Origin of the sequence: Streptomyces sp. G7(2002) (assembly GCF_028870195.1) — a bacterium.
GTDB classification, from domain to species: Bacteria; Actinomycetota; Actinomycetes; order Streptomycetales; family Streptomycetaceae; genus Streptomyces; species Streptomyces nigrescens.
Genome location: NZ_CP102609.1, coordinates 6,973,511 through 6,991,161 on the forward strand (window position 1 = coordinate 6,973,511; position 17,651 = coordinate 6,991,161).

Consider the following 17,651-nt stretch of genomic DNA (forward strand, 5'->3'; position numbering starts at 1 on the left):
AAGGACGCAGGTGGTGCTGGGGGGAGCGGCCAGTGGGCTGTGATCCGGTTCACACGGGCCGCTGCCCCCCTGGTCAGCCCGCCTGGAATTCGGGGACGCGCATGGCGAGGATGGCCATGTCGTCGGAGGCCGGTTCGGCGGCGAAGCGTTCCACGGCGCGCAGCACGCGGGTGGCGACGGCACCGGCGGTCAGTCCCGTACAGGTCGTCAGGACGTCGGTGAGGCCGTCGTCGCCGAGCATGCGGGTGCCCTCGCGGCGTTCGGTGACGCCGTCGGTCACGCACAGCAGGACGTCGCCGGGGTCGAGGGTGACGGTCTGTTCGTAGAGCTCCAGGTCGTCCATGACGCCGAGGAGCGGCTGGGGTTCGGCGGCCGGTTCGACCGTGCCGTCCTGGCGCAGCCGGAGCGGAAGGGGGTGGCCCGCGCAGACGACCTTGAGGACGGCGCTGCCGTCGTTCTGCGGCCAGAGCTCGCCGTAAAGGAGCGTCAGGAAGCGGCTGCGGGCGCCCTCGTCGAGGATGGCGGCGTTCAGCCGCTCCAGGACGGCGGGGCCGCCGAAGCCCTCGCGGGCGAGCAGCCGCAGCGCGTGCCGGGCCAGGCCCGTGACGGCGGCGGCCTCCGGGCCCGTACCGCAGACGTCGCCGATGGCGAAGCCGTAGACGCCGTCGCGGATCGGGAAGATGTCGTAGAAGTCGCCGCCGACCTCGTTGCCCTCGCCGGCCGCGCGGTAGATGACCTCGACCTCCACACCGGGGATCTCAGGCTGCTCGGGGGGCAGCAGACTGCGCTGGAGGGACTGGCTGATGGCCGTGCGCTCGGAGTAGAGGCGGGCGTTGTCGAGGGCGAGCGCGGCCCGGCGGGAGAGGTCCTCGGCGAGTTCCAGGATCTCCTGGCGGAAGTGTTCCTCGGTGGGCTTGCCCAGGGTGAGCATGCCGATGACGCGGTTGCGGGCGACGAGGGGGAGCACGACCGTCTCCCCGCCGACGGCGGAGGCGGTGGCGAGCGTGGCCCCCGGACCGGTGGACGGGCGGGCGGAGTTGCCCAGGCCCAGGCTGCGCATCGAGGTGCGCAGCGCGGCGTCGTGGGCGGCGTCGCTGGGGGCGGTCCACACCCGGGCGCCGGGGGTGGGCACCGGCTCGGGCGGATCGACCTTCATCAGAAGGGTCTTGAGGCCGTCGATCCGGTCCTCGTCCTCGTGCAGGACGTAGGAGAGTTCGGGTTCGGAGGTCTGGTCGGCGACGGTGTAGACGGCGCACCACGTGGCGAGGGTGGGGACCGTCATCTGCGCCATCAGGGCCAGGGTCTGGTCGCGGTCGAGGGTGCCGGCCAGGAGGTCGGAGGCCTCGACGAGGAAGGAGAGGGAGCCGCGGCGCAGCTTCTCCAGCTCGGTCAGGCGGGCGCGTTCGACGGCGAGGGCGATGCGGTCGGCGGCGAACTGGAGCCGTAGCGCTTCCTCGTTGGTGTAGCGGCCGGCGCCCTCCGCGGCGACGCCGAGGGAGCCGGTCAGCCGGCCCTCGACCTTCAGCGGGACGGTGACGACCGAGCGCATGCCCGTGCCGCTGAGGAGGGGGACGGCGCCGGGGACGGCGGTGAGGTCCTCGTGGACGGCGGGCATCCGGGCGGAGCCGTAGCGTCCGGATCCGGCCTCGACGGGGACGCGGGCGAACCGCTGGCGGGCGGAGGGCAGGCCCGTGGAGGCGCGGACCTCCAGCTCGGTCTCGTCGTCGGTGGCCAGGAGGAGGTAGGCGGCGTCGCCGTCGAGCATGTCGCGGGCGCGTTCGACGGTGCGCTGGAGCAGGCCGTCGAGGTCGTCCGGGGCCGGGGAGCCGATGAAGACCTCGAACGGGTCGGAGGGGCGTCCCTCCGACTGCGAGGCCTGGGAGGCGGCGTCCGGGGCGGGTGTGCGCTGGGGGCTCTGCAGGATCGCGCGCTCGTGGTCGCGCACCAGGAGGCAGACCGTGGAGGCCTCGCCGTCGGCGTCGCGGACGCGCAGGTGGGAGGCGTAGACGGGGACGACCCGGCCGTCGGCGCCCCTTATGCCGTAGGAGCCCTCCCAGCGGGACAGCTGGAGTGCCTCGGCGATGCCGGTGCCGGTGCCGGGGGTGTGCGGCCAGGCGGCGAAGTCGGTGAGCGGTTTGCCGATGACCTGCTCGGGGTCGTAGGCGAAGAGGTCCTGCGCGTCCTCGTTCCAGAAGCTGATGCAGCCGCTGCGGTCGATCTGGATCACGGCGACCCGGACGCGGGTGTCGGTGACCGGGAGGGCGTCCACGGGCAGCGCGGGGCCTGCGGAGCGGGTGCCGGCCGGGCGCTCGGGGAGGTCGAGCTGGAACCACACGTGTTTTTGTGCGGCGGTGTACTCGACACCCCAGCGGGCGGCCAGCGCGCCGCACAGCAGCAGGCCGCGGCCGCCCTCGCGGTCGGGGTGGACGACGACCTGGCCGGCGTTCTGGAGCGGAATCTCGCGTTCGGGGTAACGGTCGGCGACGGAGATCCGTACTCCGCCGTCGTTGCGCAGACACAGCACATCGGCGGCGGTGCCGGCGTGCACCACGGCGTTGGTGACCAGCTCACTCGTCAGGACGACGGCGTCGTCGACGATGTCGGCGCAGCCCCAGCCCTGGAGGGTGTCGCGGACGAATGCACGGGCAGTGGCGACCGAGCGCCCGACCGGCTCGAAGGTTGCGGCGGCCCGCGCGGTGATCACTGGTCTCCTCATGCGTGTGTCGGTGATCTGCTCCCCCATGGTCGCGGCGCCCCTCCGAATACCTGTTGTGCTCGCCCCACCGCCCGTGCTCGATGGCCGGGGCGGTGGACAGCCGTATGCCAGGTTACTTACCTTCGCCGCACCCAAGGATGCCGGTCACGTGTGTTTCCGCCCCAATCGTGCACCGGGACGGTGTGCGATGCTGCCGAACTGTTATGGCCTGGTTGAGCCATGGTGAAACACTGGGCAAGTATCAAGAGAAAGCCCGGGTAGAACGGTCGACCCTGCGGGAGGGACAACGTGGAGTCTGGCGCAGCGGCGCGGGGCGCAAGCACACGCGCGAAAGGCGGACGATCCCGGAACAACGGGACGACCGAGGTGGATACGGCTGCGCTGAATCGGCTGTTGGTCGCGTTGGTCGCGATGCGGGACGGGAACTTCCGCAAACGGCTCACGGTTTCCGGCGACGGCGTCATGTCGGAAATCGCGGCGGTCTTCAACGAGGTCGCGGACCGCAATCTGCATCTCACGGGCGAGCTGACGCGGGTGCGCCGGGTCGTCGGCCGTGAGGGAAAGCTCACGGAACGGCTGGAGGTCGGCGCCGCCGAGGGCTCCTGGGCCGCGGCGATCGACGCCTCGAATGCGCTGGTCGACGACCTCGTACGGCCGGTCTCCGAGGTGGGACGGGTGCTGTCGGCGGTGTCCGAGGGCGACCTGGAACAGCGGATGGATCTGCGCTCGCGCAGTTCGGACAGCTCTTCGGAGCACCCTCTGAGGGGTGAATTCCTGAAGGTCGGCCGGACGGTCAACGGGCTGGTGGATCAGCTCTCCGCATTCACCGACGAGGTCACGAGAGTGGCCAGTGAGGTCGGTACGGAGGGCAAGCTCGGCGGCCAGGCGCGGGTGCGCGGAATGTCGGGTTCGTGGAAGGACCTCACGGAATCCGTCAACACCATGGCGTCCCGGCTGACGGCCCAGGTCCGTGACATTGCTCTCGTCACCACGGCGGTGGCCAAGGGTGATCTGTCGCGCAAGGTGACCGTCCATGTCTCCGGCGAGATGCTGGAGCTGAAGAACACCGTCAACACGATGGTCGACCAGCTCTCCTCGTTCGCCTCCGAGGTGACGCGCGTCGCCCGCGAGGTCGGTACGGAGGGCGAACTCGGTGGTCAGGCACAGGTCCCCGGTGTCGCCGGGGTGTGGAAGGACCTGACGGATTCGGTCAATCTCATGGCCGGCAACCTCACCGCGCAGGTGCGCGGGATCGCTCAGGTCACCACCGCCGTCGCGAACGGCGATCTGTCGCAGAAGGTCACGGTCAGTGCACGCGGCGAGGTCGCGCAGCTGGCCGACACGATCAACACCATGACCGAGACGCTGCGGACCTTCGCGGACGAAGTGACGCGGGTGGCGAACGAGGTCGGCGCCGAGGGCCAGCTCGGCGGTCAGGCGCAGGTGCCGGGCGCGGCCGGTACGTGGAAGGACCTCACCGATTCGGTGAACACCGCCTTCCGCAACCTGACGGCGCAGGTGCGGGACATCGCGCAGGTGACGACGGCGGTCGCCAACGGTGACCTCTCGCAGACCGTCACCGTCGATGTCGCCGGTGAAATGCTGGAGTTGAAGAACACCGTCAACACGATGGTGGGTCAGCTCTCCTCGTTCGGCGCCGAAGTGACGCGCGTTGCGCGGGAGATCGGTGTCGAGGGTGAGCTGGGCGGCCAGGCGGCGGTGCCCGGTGCCGCGGGGACGTGGAAGGACCTCACGGACTCCGTGAACACCGCCTTCCGCAACCTGACCGGGCAGGTGCGCAACATCGCCCAGGTGACGACGGCGGTCGCCAACGGTGACCTCTCGCAGAAGGTCACCGTCGATGTCTCCGGCGAGATGCTGCAGCTGAAGAACACCGTGAACACCATGGTGGACCAGCTGTCCTCGTTCGCCGACCAGGTCACACGGATGGCCAGGGACGTGGGCACGGAGGGCCGGCTGGGCGGTCAGGCCCGGGTGGACGGCGTCAGCGGCACCTGGAAGGAACTGACCGACTCCGTCAACTTCATGGCGGGGAACCTGACTTCACAGGTGCGGCAGATCGCCCAGGTGACGACGGCGGTCGCCCGTGGTGACCTGTCCCAGAAGATCGACGTGGACGCGCGCGGCGAGATCCTGGAGCTGAAGAACACCATCAACACGATGGTGGACCAGCTCTCCGCCTTCGCCGAGCAGGTCACCCGGGTCGCCCGGGAGGTCGGTACGGACGGCAGGCTGGGCGGCCAGGCGCAGGTGCCGGGCGTCGCGGGTGTCTGGCGCGATCTGACCGACTCCGTGAACGGCATGGCCGGCAACCTCACGGCTCAGGTCCGCAACATCGCGCAGGTCGCCACGGCGGTCGCCCGCGGTGACCTGTCGCAGAAGATCGACGTGGACGCCCGGGGCGAGATCCTGGAGCTGAAGAACACCCTGAACACCATGGTCGACCAGCTCTCCTCGTTCGCGGAGCAGGTCACCAGAGTCGCCCGCGAGGTGGGCACCGAGGGCATCCTGGGCGGCCAGGCCGAGGTGCAGGGCGTCAGCGGTACGTGGAAGGACCTCACCCAGTCCGTCAACTTCATGGCGAACAACCTGACCTCGCAGGTGCGCAACATCGCCGAGGTGACGACCGCGGTGGCCCGCGGTGATCTGTCCAAGAAGATCACCGTCGACGCCAAGGGCGAGATCCTCGAACTGGTCACGACCGTCAACACGATGGTGGACCAGCTGTCGTCCTTCGCCGAGCAGGTGACCCGGGTGGCCCGTGAGGTGGGAACCGAGGGCCAGTTGGGCGGTCAGGCGCGGGTGCCGGGTGCCACCGGTATCTGGCTGGACCTCAGCGACAACGTGAACCTGATGGCCAACAACCTGACCATCCAGGTGCGCAACATCTCCCAGGTCTCGGCGGCGGTCGCCAACGGAGACCTGACGAAGAAGGTCACGGTCGAGGCGCGCGGCGAGGTCGCGCAGCTCGCCGACACGGTCAACACGATGGTCACGACGCTGTCGTCGTTCGCCGACGAGGTCACGCGAGTGGCCCGTGAGGTGGGCACCGACGGCATCCTGGGCGGTCAGGCCCGCGTCCCCGGCGTCGCCGGTACGTGGAAGGACCTCACCGAGTCCGTGAACTCGATGGCCAACAACCTGACCGGCCAGGTCCGCAACATCGCCATGGTCACCACCGCCATCGCCAAGGGCGATCTGACCAAGAAGATCGACATCGATGCGCGGGGCGAGATCCTCGCGCTGAAGACCACCATCAACACGATGGTCGACCAGCTCTCGTCCTTCGCCGAACAGGTCACCAGGGTGGCCCGCGAGGTGGGTACGGAAGGCCAGCTGGGCGGTCAGGCGCAGGTGCGGGGCGTGGCCGGCACCTGGCGGGACCTGACCGAGTCGGTGAACGAGATGGCGGGCAACCTGACCCGTCAGGTGCGGGCCATCGCCGCGGTCGCCGCGGCGGTCACCCTCGGCGATCACAACGTCCGTATCGATGTGGACGCGGCCGGCGAGATCCTGGAGCTCCAGGACAACGTCAACACCATGATCTCCACGCTCCGGGAGACCACCCTCGCCAACGAGGAACAGGACTGGCTCAAGGGCAACCTGGCCCGGATCTCCGGTCTGATGCAGGGCCGGCGCGACCTCAAGGACGTCGCCACGCTCATCATGAGCGAGCTCTCGCCCGCGGTCTCCGCCCAGCACGGCGCGTTCTTCCTCGCGGCGCAGCCCGACAGCCAGGAGATCGGCGCGGACGGCGGCGAGGCCGGCGCGTACGAGCTGCGGCTGATGGGCTCGTACGGCTACGCCATGGGCGGGATGCCGACGACCTTCCGGCCGGGCGAGACGCTGATCGGCACGGCCGCGGAGGAGGGGCGCACGATCCTGGTGGAGAACGTCCCGTCCGGCTATCTCAAGATCGCCTCCGGGCTGGGTGAGGCGCCGCCGGCGAATGTGATCGTGCTGCCGGTGCTGTTCGAGGACAAGGTGCTCGGGGTGATCGAGCTGGCGTCCTTCCAGCCGTTCACCCAGATCCAGAAGGACTTCCTCAGCCAGATCGCCGAGATGATCGCGACCAGCGTCAACACCATCTCGGTGAACACCAAGACCGAGGTGCTGCTCAAGCAGTCGCAGGAGCTGACCGAGCAGCTCAAGGAGCGCTCGGGCGAGCTGGAGAGCCGGCAGAAGGCGCTGGAGCTGTCCAACTCGGAGCTGGAGGAGAAGGCCGAGCAGCTGCGGGCGCAGAACCGCGACATCGAGGTGAAGAACACCGAGATCGAGGAGGCGCGGCAGGTCCTGGAGGAGCGTGCCGAGCAGCTCGCGGTCTCGATGCGCTACAAGTCGGAGTTCCTGGCGAACATGTCGCACGAGCTGCGTACGCCGCTCAACTCCCTGCTGATTCTGGCCAAATTGCTGGCCGATAATGCCGAGGGGAATCTCTCCCCGAAGCAGGTCGAATTCGCCGAAACCATCCATGGCGCCGGTTCCGACCTGCTCCAGCTGATCAACGACATCCTGGACCTGTCCAAGGTCGAGGCCGGCAAGATGGACGTCAGCCCGACGCGGATCGCGCTGGTCCAGCTCGTCGACTACGTGGAGGCGACGTTCCGGCCGCTGACCGCGGAGAAGGGACTCGACTTCTCCGTACGGGTCTCCCCGGAGCTGCCGGCGACACTGCACACCGACGAGCAGCGGCTGCTGCAGGTGCTGCGCAATCTGCTGTCCAACGCGGTGAAGTTCACCGACAGCGGCGCCGTCGAGCTGGTGATCCGGCCGGCCGGTGCGGATGTGCCGGTGGCCATCAGGGAGCAGCTGCTGGAGCACGGTTCGCTTCGCGACCCGGACGCGGACATGATCGCCTTCTCGGTGACCGACACCGGTATCGGTATCGCGTCCAGCAAGATGCGAGTCATCTTCGAGGCGTTCAAGCAGGCGGACGGCACGACCAGCCGCAAGTACGGCGGTACGGGCCTGGGCCTGTCCATCAGCCGGGAGATCGCCCGGCTGCTGGGCGGCGAGATCCATGCCGCGAGCGAGCCCAACCGCGGCTCCACGTTCACGCTCTACCTGCCGCACAACCCGGGCGGGCTGCCGCCGCAGGGCTACCCGCAGCTGGTGGCCGGCGGGATCGCGATGGACGCGGAGGCGCGCGAGTCGGAGGTCGGGCAGCAGGAGGCCGAGGAGCAGCCGGACCACGAGCAGGGCGTCGGAGGCAGTCTCAGCCGGCGTCGGCGCCGGGCGATTTCGGGGACCCCGCGGCGCTTCGAGCTCTCCGGGCGGCAGCCGTCCGCAGCGCCCCAGCAGGCGCCGCAGCAGGTCCCGCAGGCGCCGCCGCAGCAGACGCCGCAGCCGGTCCCGCAGCAGCCCGCTGAGGAGCCCTGGATCGGCAACGGCCAGGATCTGGTGGACCCGGCCTTCGAGGGCGGATTCCACGGTGAGAAGGTGCTGATCGTCGATGACGACATCCGCAATGTCTTCGCGCTCACCAGTGTCCTGGAGCAGCACGGGCTGTCGGTGCTGTACGCGGAGAACGGGCGCGAGGGCATCGAGGTGCTGGAGCAGCACGACGACATCGTCCTGGTCCTGATGGACATCATGATGCCGGAGATGGACGGTTATGCGACCACGGCGGCGATCCGTCGGATGCCGCAGTTCGCCGGACTGCCCATCATCGCGCTGACCGCGAAGGCGATGAAGGGCGACCGGGAGAAGAGCATCGACTCCGGAGCCTCCGACTACGTGACCAAGCCGGTGGATACCGATCATCTGTTGTCGGTCATGGAGCAATGGATGCGCGCGGAGTGACGGAGCGTCCAGTATGGAGGCGAAAGGGGATCATCGCGTGCTGACTCAGTGTTGCCGCGGACGTGTGGAAGCGTGGGATACGGGGAACCTTCTGGTCTCTGTCTGCGTTTCTGCTACGTGCACAGTGACATCGCGGTGACAGGGTGTGGCGACAGGCGGGGTGCAGCTACCATGACCGGCACAAGGACGGGCGGCGTGACGGAGTCGTCCCCTGGGGCGGCGTCCGGTTCCATGCCGGGGCGAGGAGGACGGGCCATGGTGCAGAAGGCCAAGATCCTCCTGGTCGATGACCGGCCGGAGAATCTGCTGGCGCTGGAGGCGATCCTCTCTGCGCTCGATCAGACACTGGTGCGGGCATCGTCCGGGGAGGAAGCGCTCAAAGCACTGCTCACGGACGACTTCGCGGTGATTCTGCTCGATGTGCAGATGCCGGGGATGGACGGTTTCGAGACGGCCGCGCACATCAAGCGGCGCGAGCGGACCCGCGACATCCCGATCATCTTCCTCACGGCCATCAACCACGGCCCGCATCACACCTTCCGTGGATACGCGGCCGGCGCGGTGGACTACATCTCCAAGCCGTTCGACCCGTGGGTGCTGCGCGCCAAGGTCTCGGTGTTCGTCGAGCTGTACATGAAGAACTGCCAACTGCGGGAGCAGGCCTCCCTGCTGAGGCTGCAGCTGGAGGGCGGGCGGCCGAGCGCCGACGAGGCGCGGGAGTCCGCGGGGCTGCTCGCTGAGCTCTCCGCGCGGCTGGCCGCGGTCGAGGAGCAGGCCGAGGCGCTGTCCAAGCAGCTGGACGAGACGGCGGATGCGGCGGCGGTCGCCACCGCGGCGCATCTGGAGCGCAAACTGACCGGACTGCGCAGGGCGCTGGACGCCCTGGAGCCGGGGTCGGGAAGCGCTGCGGGGTGAACTGACACCCCTTCATGAGACGGGCGCGCGACACGTTCGGGTGAAGCGCCGTGCGCTCGTGTCATGCCTGCTTTCGCCTGTAATCTCGTCGCCATGGCCTCACGTACGTCCGGCAAGGGAACCCAGAGCACGGCGGGCCCCTCGAAGCAGCGCGCCGGACGGACCGCGGGCGCCGCCAAGAAGACCGCCGCGAAGAAAGCGCCCGCGAAGCCACCGGCCAAGAAGGCCGCGGCCGCGAAGAAGGCACCGGCCAAGAGGGCACCCGCCAAGAAGGCCGCTCCCAAACCGGCGCCGTCACCCACCGGTGGTGTCTACCGCCTCGCCCGCGCCTGCTGGCTGGGGCTCGCGCACGGCATCGGGGCGGTGTTCCGCGGTATGGGCCGTGGCGCGAAGAACCTCGATCCGGCGCACCGCAAGGACGGTCTGGCGCTGCTGTTGCTCGGGCTGGCGCTGGTGATCGCGGCCGGTACCTGGTCCAACCTCAGCGGCCCGGTCGGTGACCTCGTCGAGCTGCTGGTGACCGGCGCGTTCGGCCGGCTCGATCTGGTCGTACCGATACTGCTGGGCGGCATCGCCGTACGCCTCATCCGGCACCCCGAGAAGCCGGAGGCCAACGGCCGGATCGTCATCGGGCTCTCCGCGCTGGTCGTCGGAGTCCTCGGACAGGTCGCGATGGCCTGCGGCTCTCCGGGCCGGGACGACGGCCTGGCCGCCATACAGGACGCTGGCGGCTATCTCGGGTGGGTCGCGTCCAAGCCGCTGATCTTCACCGTCGGACAGACCCTGGCGGTGGCGCTGCTGGCGCTGCTGACCCTCTTCGGGCTGCTGGTGGTCACCGCGACGCCGGTGAACGCCATCCCGCAGCGGCTGCGGGCGCTCGGCATCAAGCTGGGCGTGGTGCACCCGGTGGCGGACGAGGCGGACTACGACGAGGTCGAGGAGTATGCGGAGGAGTGGCGTGAGCAGCCCGTCCGCAGGCCGCGCCGCAGCGCGGCCGCCGCACCGGCCGCGAACGATCCGGACGCGATAGAGGAAGCGGCCCTGGCCAAGCGGCGCCGGCCGCGACGGGCCTCCGCACAGCCCGCCCCGGACCGGCCGATGGACGCGGTGGATGTCGCCGCCGCGGCCGCCGCCGCCCTGGACGGCGCGGTGCTGCACGGTGTCCAGCCCTCACCGCTCGTCGCCGGCCTCAGCAGCAGCATCTCCGGGGACCGCCGGGGCCACGACGGCGAGGACACCGCGGGGGAGAGCGGCACGGTGCCGCCGGCCCGCGACGCGGAGCCGGAGCCGCCCGCGGCCGAGCACACTCCCGCCGTTCCGGACTTCACCAAGGCCCCGCCCGAGCGCTCGGGCGAGCTGCCGGCCCGCGCCGAGCAGCTCCAGCTGTCCGGTGACATCACCTACTCGCTGCCCTCGCTGGACCTGCTCTCGCGGGGCGGGCCCGGCAAGACCCGCAGTGCCGCGAACGACGCCATAGTGACCTCGCTGACCACGGTCTTCCAGGAGTTCAAGGTCGATGCCGCGGTCACCGGCTTCACCCGGGGCCCGACGGTCACCCGCTACGAGGTCGAGCTCGGCCCGGCCGTCAAGGTCGAGAAGATCACCGCGCTGGCCAAGAACATCGCCTACGCGGTCGCCAGCCCCGACGTCCGCATCATCAGCCCGATCCCCGGGAAGTCCGCGGTCGGCATCGAGATCCCCAATACCGACCGCGAGATGGTCAACCTCGGCGATGTGCTGCGGCTGGCCGACGCCGCGGACGATGATCATCCGATGCTGGTGGCGCTCGGCAAGGACGTCGAGGGCGGCTACGTCATGGCCAACATGACGAAGATGCCGCACATCCTGGTGGCCGGCGCCACCGGCTCCGGCAAGTCCTCCTGCATCAACTGTCTGATCACCTCGGTCATGATGCGGGCCACGCCGGAGGACGTCCGGATGGTGCTGGTCGACCCCAAGCGCGTCGAGCTGACCGCGTACGAGGGCATCCCGCATCTGATCACGCCGATCATCACCAACCCCAAGCGGGCCGCCGAGGCGCTGCAGTGGGTGGTGCGCGAGATGGACCTGCGCTACGACGATCTCGCGGCCTACGGCTTCCGGCACATCGACGACTTCAACGAAGCGGTGCGCAGCGGCAAGGTCAGCTCACCGGAGGGCAGCGAGCGCGAGCTGGCGCCGTACCCGTATCTGCTGGTCATCGTCGACGAGCTGGCGGACCTGATGATGGTCGCGCCGCGCGATGTGGAGGACTCGATCGTCCGCATCACCCAGCTCGCCCGTGCGGCGGGCATCCACCTGGTGCTCGCCACCCAGCGCCCGTCCGTCGATGTGGTCACCGGTCTGATCAAGGCCAATGTGCCCTCCCGGCTCGCGTTCGCCACCTCGTCGCTCGCCGACAGCCGGGTCATCCTCGACCAGCCGGGCGCCGAGAAGCTGATCGGCAAGGGCGACGGCCTGTTCCTGCCGATGGGCGCCAACAAGCCGGTGCGTATGCAGGGCGCGTTCGTGACCGAGGCGGAGGTCGGGGCGGTCGTCCAGCACTGCAAGGACCAGATGGCGCCCGTCTTCCGCGATGACGTCACCGTCGGCACGGCCAAGAAAAAGGAGATCGACGAGGACATCGGCGATGACCTCGATCTGCTGTGCCAGGCCGCTGAGCTGGTGGTTTCCACCCAGTTCGGTTCGACGTCCATGCTCCAGCGCAAGCTGCGGGTGGGGTTCGCCAAGGCCGGGCGGCTGATGGACCTGATGGAGTCGCGGAACATCGTCGGGCCGAGCGAGGGGTCGAAGGCTCGTGACGTTCTTGTGAAGCCTGACGAACTGGACGGAGTGCTGGCGGTGATCCGGGGGGAGGCTACGGAGTAGCACAGACATCCGGGTCACCCGCAGGAAAGAAGAAGGCAACCGTTTCTCCTGCCGATACGTCAAGTTGAGGGAGATGAGGGAACGATGCTTCACCATCGAGCCCCAGGGCACCGCCGACGGCGTTCCGATGGCGTACAAAGTCCGCTCTCCCGCTTGCCCGACCCTTTCGCCCCACCCCTAGACTGAACTTCCAGCAGGTGGCTACACGCTCGAAAGGCGCCTCCGTGTCCATCGGCAACTCCCCCGAAGCAGACCGGCCTTCCGTCGGTGCTGCCCTCCAGAAGGCCCGTATCGGAGCGGGACTGACCGTCGAAGAGGTCAGTACGACGACACGGGTGCGCATTCCCCTCGTGCACGCGATCGAGCAGGACGACTTCTCCCGCTGTGGCGGCGACGTCTACGCCCGGGGGCACATCCGGGCGCTCGCCCGCGCCGTCTCCCTCGATTCCCGACCCCTGATCGACCAGTTCGACGCCGAGCACGGCGGCCGGCCCGCGCCAACCCCCGCCGCGCCCCTCTTCGAAGCCGAACGGATCCGCTCCGAGCCGCGCCGCCCCAATTGGACCGCGGCGATGGTGGCGGCGATCGTCGCCGTGGTCGGTTTCGCGGGCTTCACGCTCTTCACGGGCGGCGACAAGAGCGACGGCGGCCCGATCGCGGCCGGCGACGCCCATGCCAAGCCGGCGCCGGCGCCCACTCGCCATCCCTCCACCATCAAGCCGCCCATCAAGCCCGACCCCGAGCCGTCCGACAGCGCCGTTGCCGGGCTGCCGAAGGACAAGGTCACGATCAAGGTGACCGCTCGCGACGGCCAGAGCTGGATCTCCGCCAAGGACGCCAACGGCAAGCTCCTGGAGGACGGACTGCTCAAGCAGGGCGAGTCCAAGACCATCACCGACAAGAAGCGGATCGACCTGGTCCTCGGTAACGCCGGAGCCGTGCAGCTGTACGTCAACGGCAAGGAGGTCAAGCGGGTCGGCGAGAAGGGCACCGTCGAGCGGCTCAGCTACACGCCTGGGGACCCCCAGGCGGGCTGAGTGCCCTTCCCCGGGGGCGTCCGCCGCCCGGCCCGGGGGCCCGGGTCCGGCGGCGGAGACCTGCGCGCCAAGGGGGTGGCCGGGACAAAGTAGGCTGAGGCCTATGCCCGAACGCCGTACCGTCGCCCTTGTCACTCTTGGCTGCGCCCGTAACGAGGTGGACTCGGAGGAGCTCGCAGGCCGCCTGGCAGCGGACGGCTGGGAGCTCGTCGAGGAAGCCGCCGATGCCGATGTCGCCGTCGTCAACACCTGTGGTTTCGTCGAGGCCGCCAAGAAGGACTCCGTCGATGCCCTGCTGGAAGCCAACGATCTGAAGGATCACGGCAGAACCCAGGCCGTAGTGGCCGTCGGCTGCATGGCCGAGCGCTACGGCAAGGAGCTCGCCGAGGCGCTGCCCGAGGCGGACGGGGTGCTCGGCTTCGACGACTACGGCGATATCTCCGGCCGCCTGCAGACCATCCTGAGCGGTGGCATCCACGCCTCGCACACCCCGCGCGACCGCCGCAAGCTGCTGCCGATCAGCCCCGCCGAGCGCCAGGACGCCGCGGTCGCGCTGCCCGGCCACGCCCAGACCGATTCCGGTGAGCCGACTCCGCAGGCGGACCCGCCCGAGGATCTGCCGGAGGGCGTCGCACCGGCCTCCGGGCCGCGGGCCCCGCTGCGCCGACGTCTCGGCAGCAGCCCGGTGGCCTCGGTGAAGCTGGCCTCCGGCTGCGACCGGCGCTGCTCGTTCTGCGCCATCCCGTCCTTCCGCGGCTCCTTCATCTCCCGCCGGCCCTCCGATGTGCTCGGGGAGACGCGCTGGCTGGCCGGGGAGGGCGTGAAGGAGATCATGCTGGTCTCCGAGAACAACACCTCCTACGGCAAGGACCTCGGCGACATCCGGCTGCTGGAGACGCTGCTGCCCGAGCTGGCGGCCGTCGACGGCATCGAGCGGATCCGGGTCAGCTATCTGCAGCCCGCGGAGATGCGGCCCGGCCTGATCGACGTGCTGACCGGTACCGACAAGGTGGCGCCCTACTTCGATCTGTCCTTCCAGCACTCGGCGCCCGGTGTGCTGCGCTCCATGCGGCGCTTCGGCGGCACGGACAGCTTCCTGGAGCTGCTGGAGACGATCCGTACCAAGGCGCCGCAGGCCGGTGCCCGCTCGAACTTCATCGTCGGCTTCCCCGGGGAGAGCGAGAGCGACCTGGCGGAGCTGGAGCGCTTCATCACCGAGGCCCGGCTCGATGCCATCGGCGTCTTCGGCTACTCCGACGAGGACGGCACCGAGGCCGCCTCGTACGAGGACAAGGTCGACCCGGACGTGGTCGCCGAGCGGCTGGCGCGGGTGTCCCGGCTGGCCGAGGAGCTGACCGCGCAGCGCGCCGAGGAGCGGATCGGCGAGACGCTGCGGGTGCTGGTGGACCGGACCGACGACGAGGACGGTGTCGTCGGGCGGGCCGCGCACCAGGCACCGGAGACCGATGGCGTCACCCTGCTGTCGACGGACCAGGAGCTGGCGCCCGGTCGTATGGTCGAAGCAAAGGTGGTCGCGAGCGAGGGCGTGGACCTCGTCGCGGAGGTGCTGTCGGTGGAGGGCACGGGGTGTACCGAGGAGGCGGGCAGATGACCGGAGTCCCGGCATCCGCAGCTGGTGGCCCGCGCACGGCGCCGGTCGTCCGGCAGGCCGGGCTGTGGAACATCGCCAACGTCCTGACGATGCTGCGGCTGGTGCTGGTCCCGGCCTTCGTGGTGCTGCTGATGCACGACGGCGGAACGGATCCGGTCTGGCGTGTCTTCGCCTGGGCCGCGTTCGCCGTCGCCATGATCACCGACATTTTCGACGGGCATCTGGCGCGCGCCTACAACCTGGTCACCGACTTCGGCAAGATCGCCGACCCGATCGCGGACAAGGCGATCATGGGTGCCGCGCTGGTCTGTCTGTCGGTGCTGGGTGATCTGCCCTGGTGGGTGACCGGAGTGATCCTCTTCCGGGAGCTCGGCATCACGCTGATGCGGTTCTGGGTGATCAAGCATGGAGTCATTCCGGCCAGTCGTGGCGGCAAAATCAAGACATTGGCGCAGGGCACCGCGGTCGGTATGTACGTCCTGGTGCTGACCGGCCCGCTGGCCACCTTCCGCTGGTGGGTGATGGCGGTGGCGGTGGCGCTGACCGTCATCACCGGACTCGACTACGTCCGGCAGGCCGTGGTGCTGCGCCGGGCCGGGCTGGCCCGGGAGCGGGCCGAGCGCGCCGAGCGGGGCGCGGCCGGGTGAGCGGGCCGGGTTCTGCCGCCGCCGGGGTGCTGGAGATGCTCGCCGGGCGGGGCCAGAGCCTGGCCGTGGCGGAATCGCTGACCGGTGGACTGGTGGCGGGCGCGCTGACCGCGGTCCCGGGGGCCTCACGGGTGGTCCGGGGCTCGGTCACGGCGTATGCGACCGAGGTCAAGCGGGAGGTGCTGGGCGTGGACGGCGCCCTGCTGGCCGCGCGGGGGGCCGTGGACGGCGAGGTCGCCCGGCAGATGGCGAGCGGTGTGCGGCGGGTGCTGGGTGCCGACTGGGGCCTCGCCACCACGGGGGTGGCCGGCCCCGATCCTCAGGACGGGCATCCGGTGGGCACCGTTTTCGTGGCGGTCCAGGGACCGGACGGTGCCGGAGCGGTGCGCCGGCTGTCGCTGGCGGGTGATCGCGACCGGATCCGCCAGGACACCATTCGCGCCGTGCTCGCACTGTTGTTGAGCGAACTGACAGAAAATACGCGGGCACAGGATACGGAACAACACGGGGGGAATGGATGTTTGCAGCCCTGAGTGAACACGTACTTGCGCCCGGCACTGGTACCGCCCGAGGCGGTACGGTGGGGCGAGAAGGATCCGGATCCGAGGTCCGAGGAGGGAGCCAGCGATGATTCTGCTTCGTCGCCTGCTGGGTGACGTGCTGCGCCGACAGCGTCAGCGCCAGGGCCGAACCCTGCGCGAGGTCTCTTCCTCCGCCCGGGTATCGCTCGGCTATTTGTCCGAGGTCGAGAGGGGGCAGAAGGAGGCTTCCTCCGAACTGCTCTCGTCGATCTGTGACGCGCTGGACGTGCGCATGTCCGAGCTCATGCGGGAGGTCAGCGATGAGCTGGCGCTCGCCGAGCTGGCAGCGTCCGCGGCCGCGAGCGATCCGGTGCCCGCACCGGTGCGGCCGAAGCTCAATTCGGTGTCCGTCACGTCCCTGGCCGGTGTGCCGGAGGACCGCGTGACCATCAAGTCCCCGGCAGACGTCGTGGATGTCGTCGCGGCCTGACACCCCTGTTCGTACGCATCGAAGCCCTGGTAGGCGAAAGCCTGCCGGGGCTTCGTGCTGCCCGCGCGGGGGCGGGTGTGTGCGGCGGGCCGGGGCCCCGGCGGGCGCCCGGCCGGACCGTCCGGGCAGCTCGGAACGGGCGATTCATTTGTACGATGACTAAATCGGATAAATCGCCCGAACAGGAGTATCTGGATGTCTGTCGTCAAGAGCACACTCTCCGACGAGGACCTCGGCATCGTCGGGAACGCCCTGCAGGGAGCGCTCGTCGACCTGGTGGATCTCTCCCTCGTCGCGAAGCAGGTGCACTGGAACGTCATCGGTCCGCGCTTCCGCTCCGTCCATCTCCAGCTCGACGAGGTGGTCGCCAGCGGGCGGCAGCACGCCGACACGGTGGCCGAGCGGGCGGCGGCGATCGGGGTGTCCCCGGACGGGCGGGCGGTGACCGTCGCCGAGACCAGCGGCATCGGCGAGGTCAAGGACGGCTGGATCAAGGACGGTGACGTGGTGCGGGCGATGGTGGACGCGCTGGGCGCGGTCATCGGCCGGATGCGCGAGCGGATCACCGCCACCGCGGACCCGGACCCGGTCAGCCAGGACATCCTCATCGGTCTGACCGCCGACCTGGAGAAGCACCGCTGGATGTTCCAGGCCGAGGCCCAGTGACGGACGGCGCAGGGCGCTGAGGCTCCGGGATCGCGAGTGTGCCTTCCGGGGGCGGCGGCGTCGAGGTCCCGTTCCGGGGCTTGCGCGGCCGGCTGCGCGCCGGAAATGCCCCGGTGCGCTCTCCCGCCGGGCGGCGGGATCCGTCTAGCGTCGGCCGGAGGAGGCAGCCATGAGGGGGCGTGACTTCGCGGCCCGCGGACCGGCCGGACGGCGTCCGCGCACCGTGCCCGGGCGCTGGATATCCGGAGTCGTGGTCGGGGGGCTGTGGTGGTGGGCCGCGGTCCGGCTGGTGGTCTGGCCGCAGTCGGCGGGGGTGGTCGAAGGGGCCGTGATGCTGGGTGGCTGGGGGCTCAGTC

10 protein-coding genes are annotated in these 17,651 nt (G+C 69.8%); 9 read left to right on the forward strand and 1 reads right to left on the reverse strand.

From position 1 onward, the window contains the following. Window positions 1-73: 73 nt before the first annotated feature. Complete coding sequence (locus NUT86_RS29780) at window positions 74-2,743, reverse strand: SpoIIE family protein phosphatase (RefSeq protein WP_202466543.1); 2,670 nt, start codon at window positions 2,741-2,743, stop codon at window positions 74-76. 261 nt (window positions 2,744-3,004) lie between these two features. On the opposite strand from NUT86_RS29780, the gene NUT86_RS29785 reads away from it, so the two are divergent. The 9 genes from NUT86_RS29785 (at window position 3,005) to NUT86_RS29825 (ending at window position 17,295) form a co-directional block, all read left to right on the forward strand. Beyond that, a complete protein-coding gene (locus tag NUT86_RS29785; protein ID WP_262040347.1) occupies window positions 3,005-8,539 on the forward strand; it encodes a HAMP domain-containing protein in 5,535 nt (1,844 codons plus the stop codon). A gap of 255 nt (window positions 8,540-8,794) precedes the next feature. Beyond that, window positions 8,795-9,454, forward strand: coding sequence for a response regulator (locus NUT86_RS29790; RefSeq protein ID WP_018092947.1), 660 nt, complete (start codon window positions 8,795-8,797; stop codon window positions 9,452-9,454). A gap of 93 nt (window positions 9,455-9,547) precedes the next feature. Continuing rightward, on the forward strand, window positions 9,548-12,322 hold the full coding sequence (locus NUT86_RS29795) for a DNA translocase FtsK (protein WP_174876323.1): 2,775 nt from the start codon (window positions 9,548-9,550) through the stop codon (window positions 12,320-12,322). A 224-nt stretch (window positions 12,323-12,546) separates the two neighbouring features. Further along, the gene (locus NUT86_RS29800) at window positions 12,547-13,359 is read left to right on the forward strand and encodes a helix-turn-helix domain-containing protein (protein ID WP_018092945.1); all 813 of its coding nucleotides are present in this window, start codon (window positions 12,547-12,549) and stop codon (window positions 13,357-13,359) included. A gap of 103 nt (window positions 13,360-13,462) precedes the next feature. Continuing rightward, window positions 13,463-14,971, forward strand: coding sequence for a 30S ribosomal protein S12 methylthiotransferase RimO (rimO, locus tag NUT86_RS29805; RefSeq protein ID WP_018092944.1), 1,509 nt, complete (start codon window positions 13,463-13,465; stop codon window positions 14,969-14,971). Then, complete coding sequence (gene pgsA, locus NUT86_RS29810) at window positions 14,968-15,618, forward strand: CDP-diacylglycerol--glycerol-3-phosphate 3-phosphatidyltransferase (RefSeq protein WP_018092943.1); 651 nt, start codon at window positions 14,968-14,970, stop codon at window positions 15,616-15,618. The genes rimO and pgsA overlap by 4 nt, the downstream gene beginning before the upstream one ends. Next, complete coding sequence (locus NUT86_RS29815) at window positions 15,615-16,151, forward strand: CinA family protein (protein WP_109892877.1); 537 nt, start codon at window positions 15,615-15,617, stop codon at window positions 16,149-16,151. Before pgsA ends, NUT86_RS29815 begins: the two co-directional genes overlap by 4 nt. Before the next feature lie 94 nt (window positions 16,152-16,245). Further along, window positions 16,246-16,629: a helix-turn-helix domain-containing protein gene (locus NUT86_RS29820; protein WP_018092941.1), complete on the forward strand. Its 384-nt coding sequence runs from the start codon at window positions 16,246-16,248 to the stop codon at window positions 16,627-16,629. Window positions 16,630-16,824: 195 nt separating this feature from the next. Beyond that, on the forward strand, window positions 16,825-17,295 hold the full coding sequence (locus tag NUT86_RS29825; protein WP_159485874.1) for a Dps family protein: 471 nt from the start codon (window positions 16,825-16,827) through the stop codon (window positions 17,293-17,295). Window positions 17,296-17,651 lie beyond the last annotated feature (356 nt).

Excerpts from the sequence above, each read along its gene's own strand:
- NUT86_RS29790 (WP_018092947.1), top strand. The coding sequence starts at position 8,795 with ATGGTGCAGAAGGCCAAGATCCTCCTGGTCGATGACCGGCCGGAGAAT.
- NUT86_RS29825 (WP_159485874.1), top strand. The coding sequence starts at position 16,825 with ATGTCTGTCGTCAAGAGCACACTCTCCGACGAGGACCTCGGCATCGTC.
- pgsA (WP_018092943.1), top strand. The coding sequence starts at position 14,968 with ATGACCGGAGTCCCGGCATCCGCAGCTGGTGGCCCGCGCACGGCGCCG.
- NUT86_RS29795 (WP_174876323.1), top strand. The coding sequence starts at position 9,548 with ATGGCCTCACGTACGTCCGGCAAGGGAACCCAGAGCACGGCGGGCCCC.
- rimO (WP_018092944.1), top strand. The coding sequence starts at position 13,463 with ATGCCCGAACGCCGTACCGTCGCCCTTGTCACTCTTGGCTGCGCCCGT.
- NUT86_RS29820 (WP_018092941.1), top strand. The coding sequence starts at position 16,246 with ATGATTCTGCTTCGTCGCCTGCTGGGTGACGTGCTGCGCCGACAGCGT.
- NUT86_RS29780 (WP_202466543.1), bottom strand. The coding sequence starts at position 2,743 with ATGGGGGAGCAGATCACCGACACACGCATGAGGAGACCAGTGATCACC.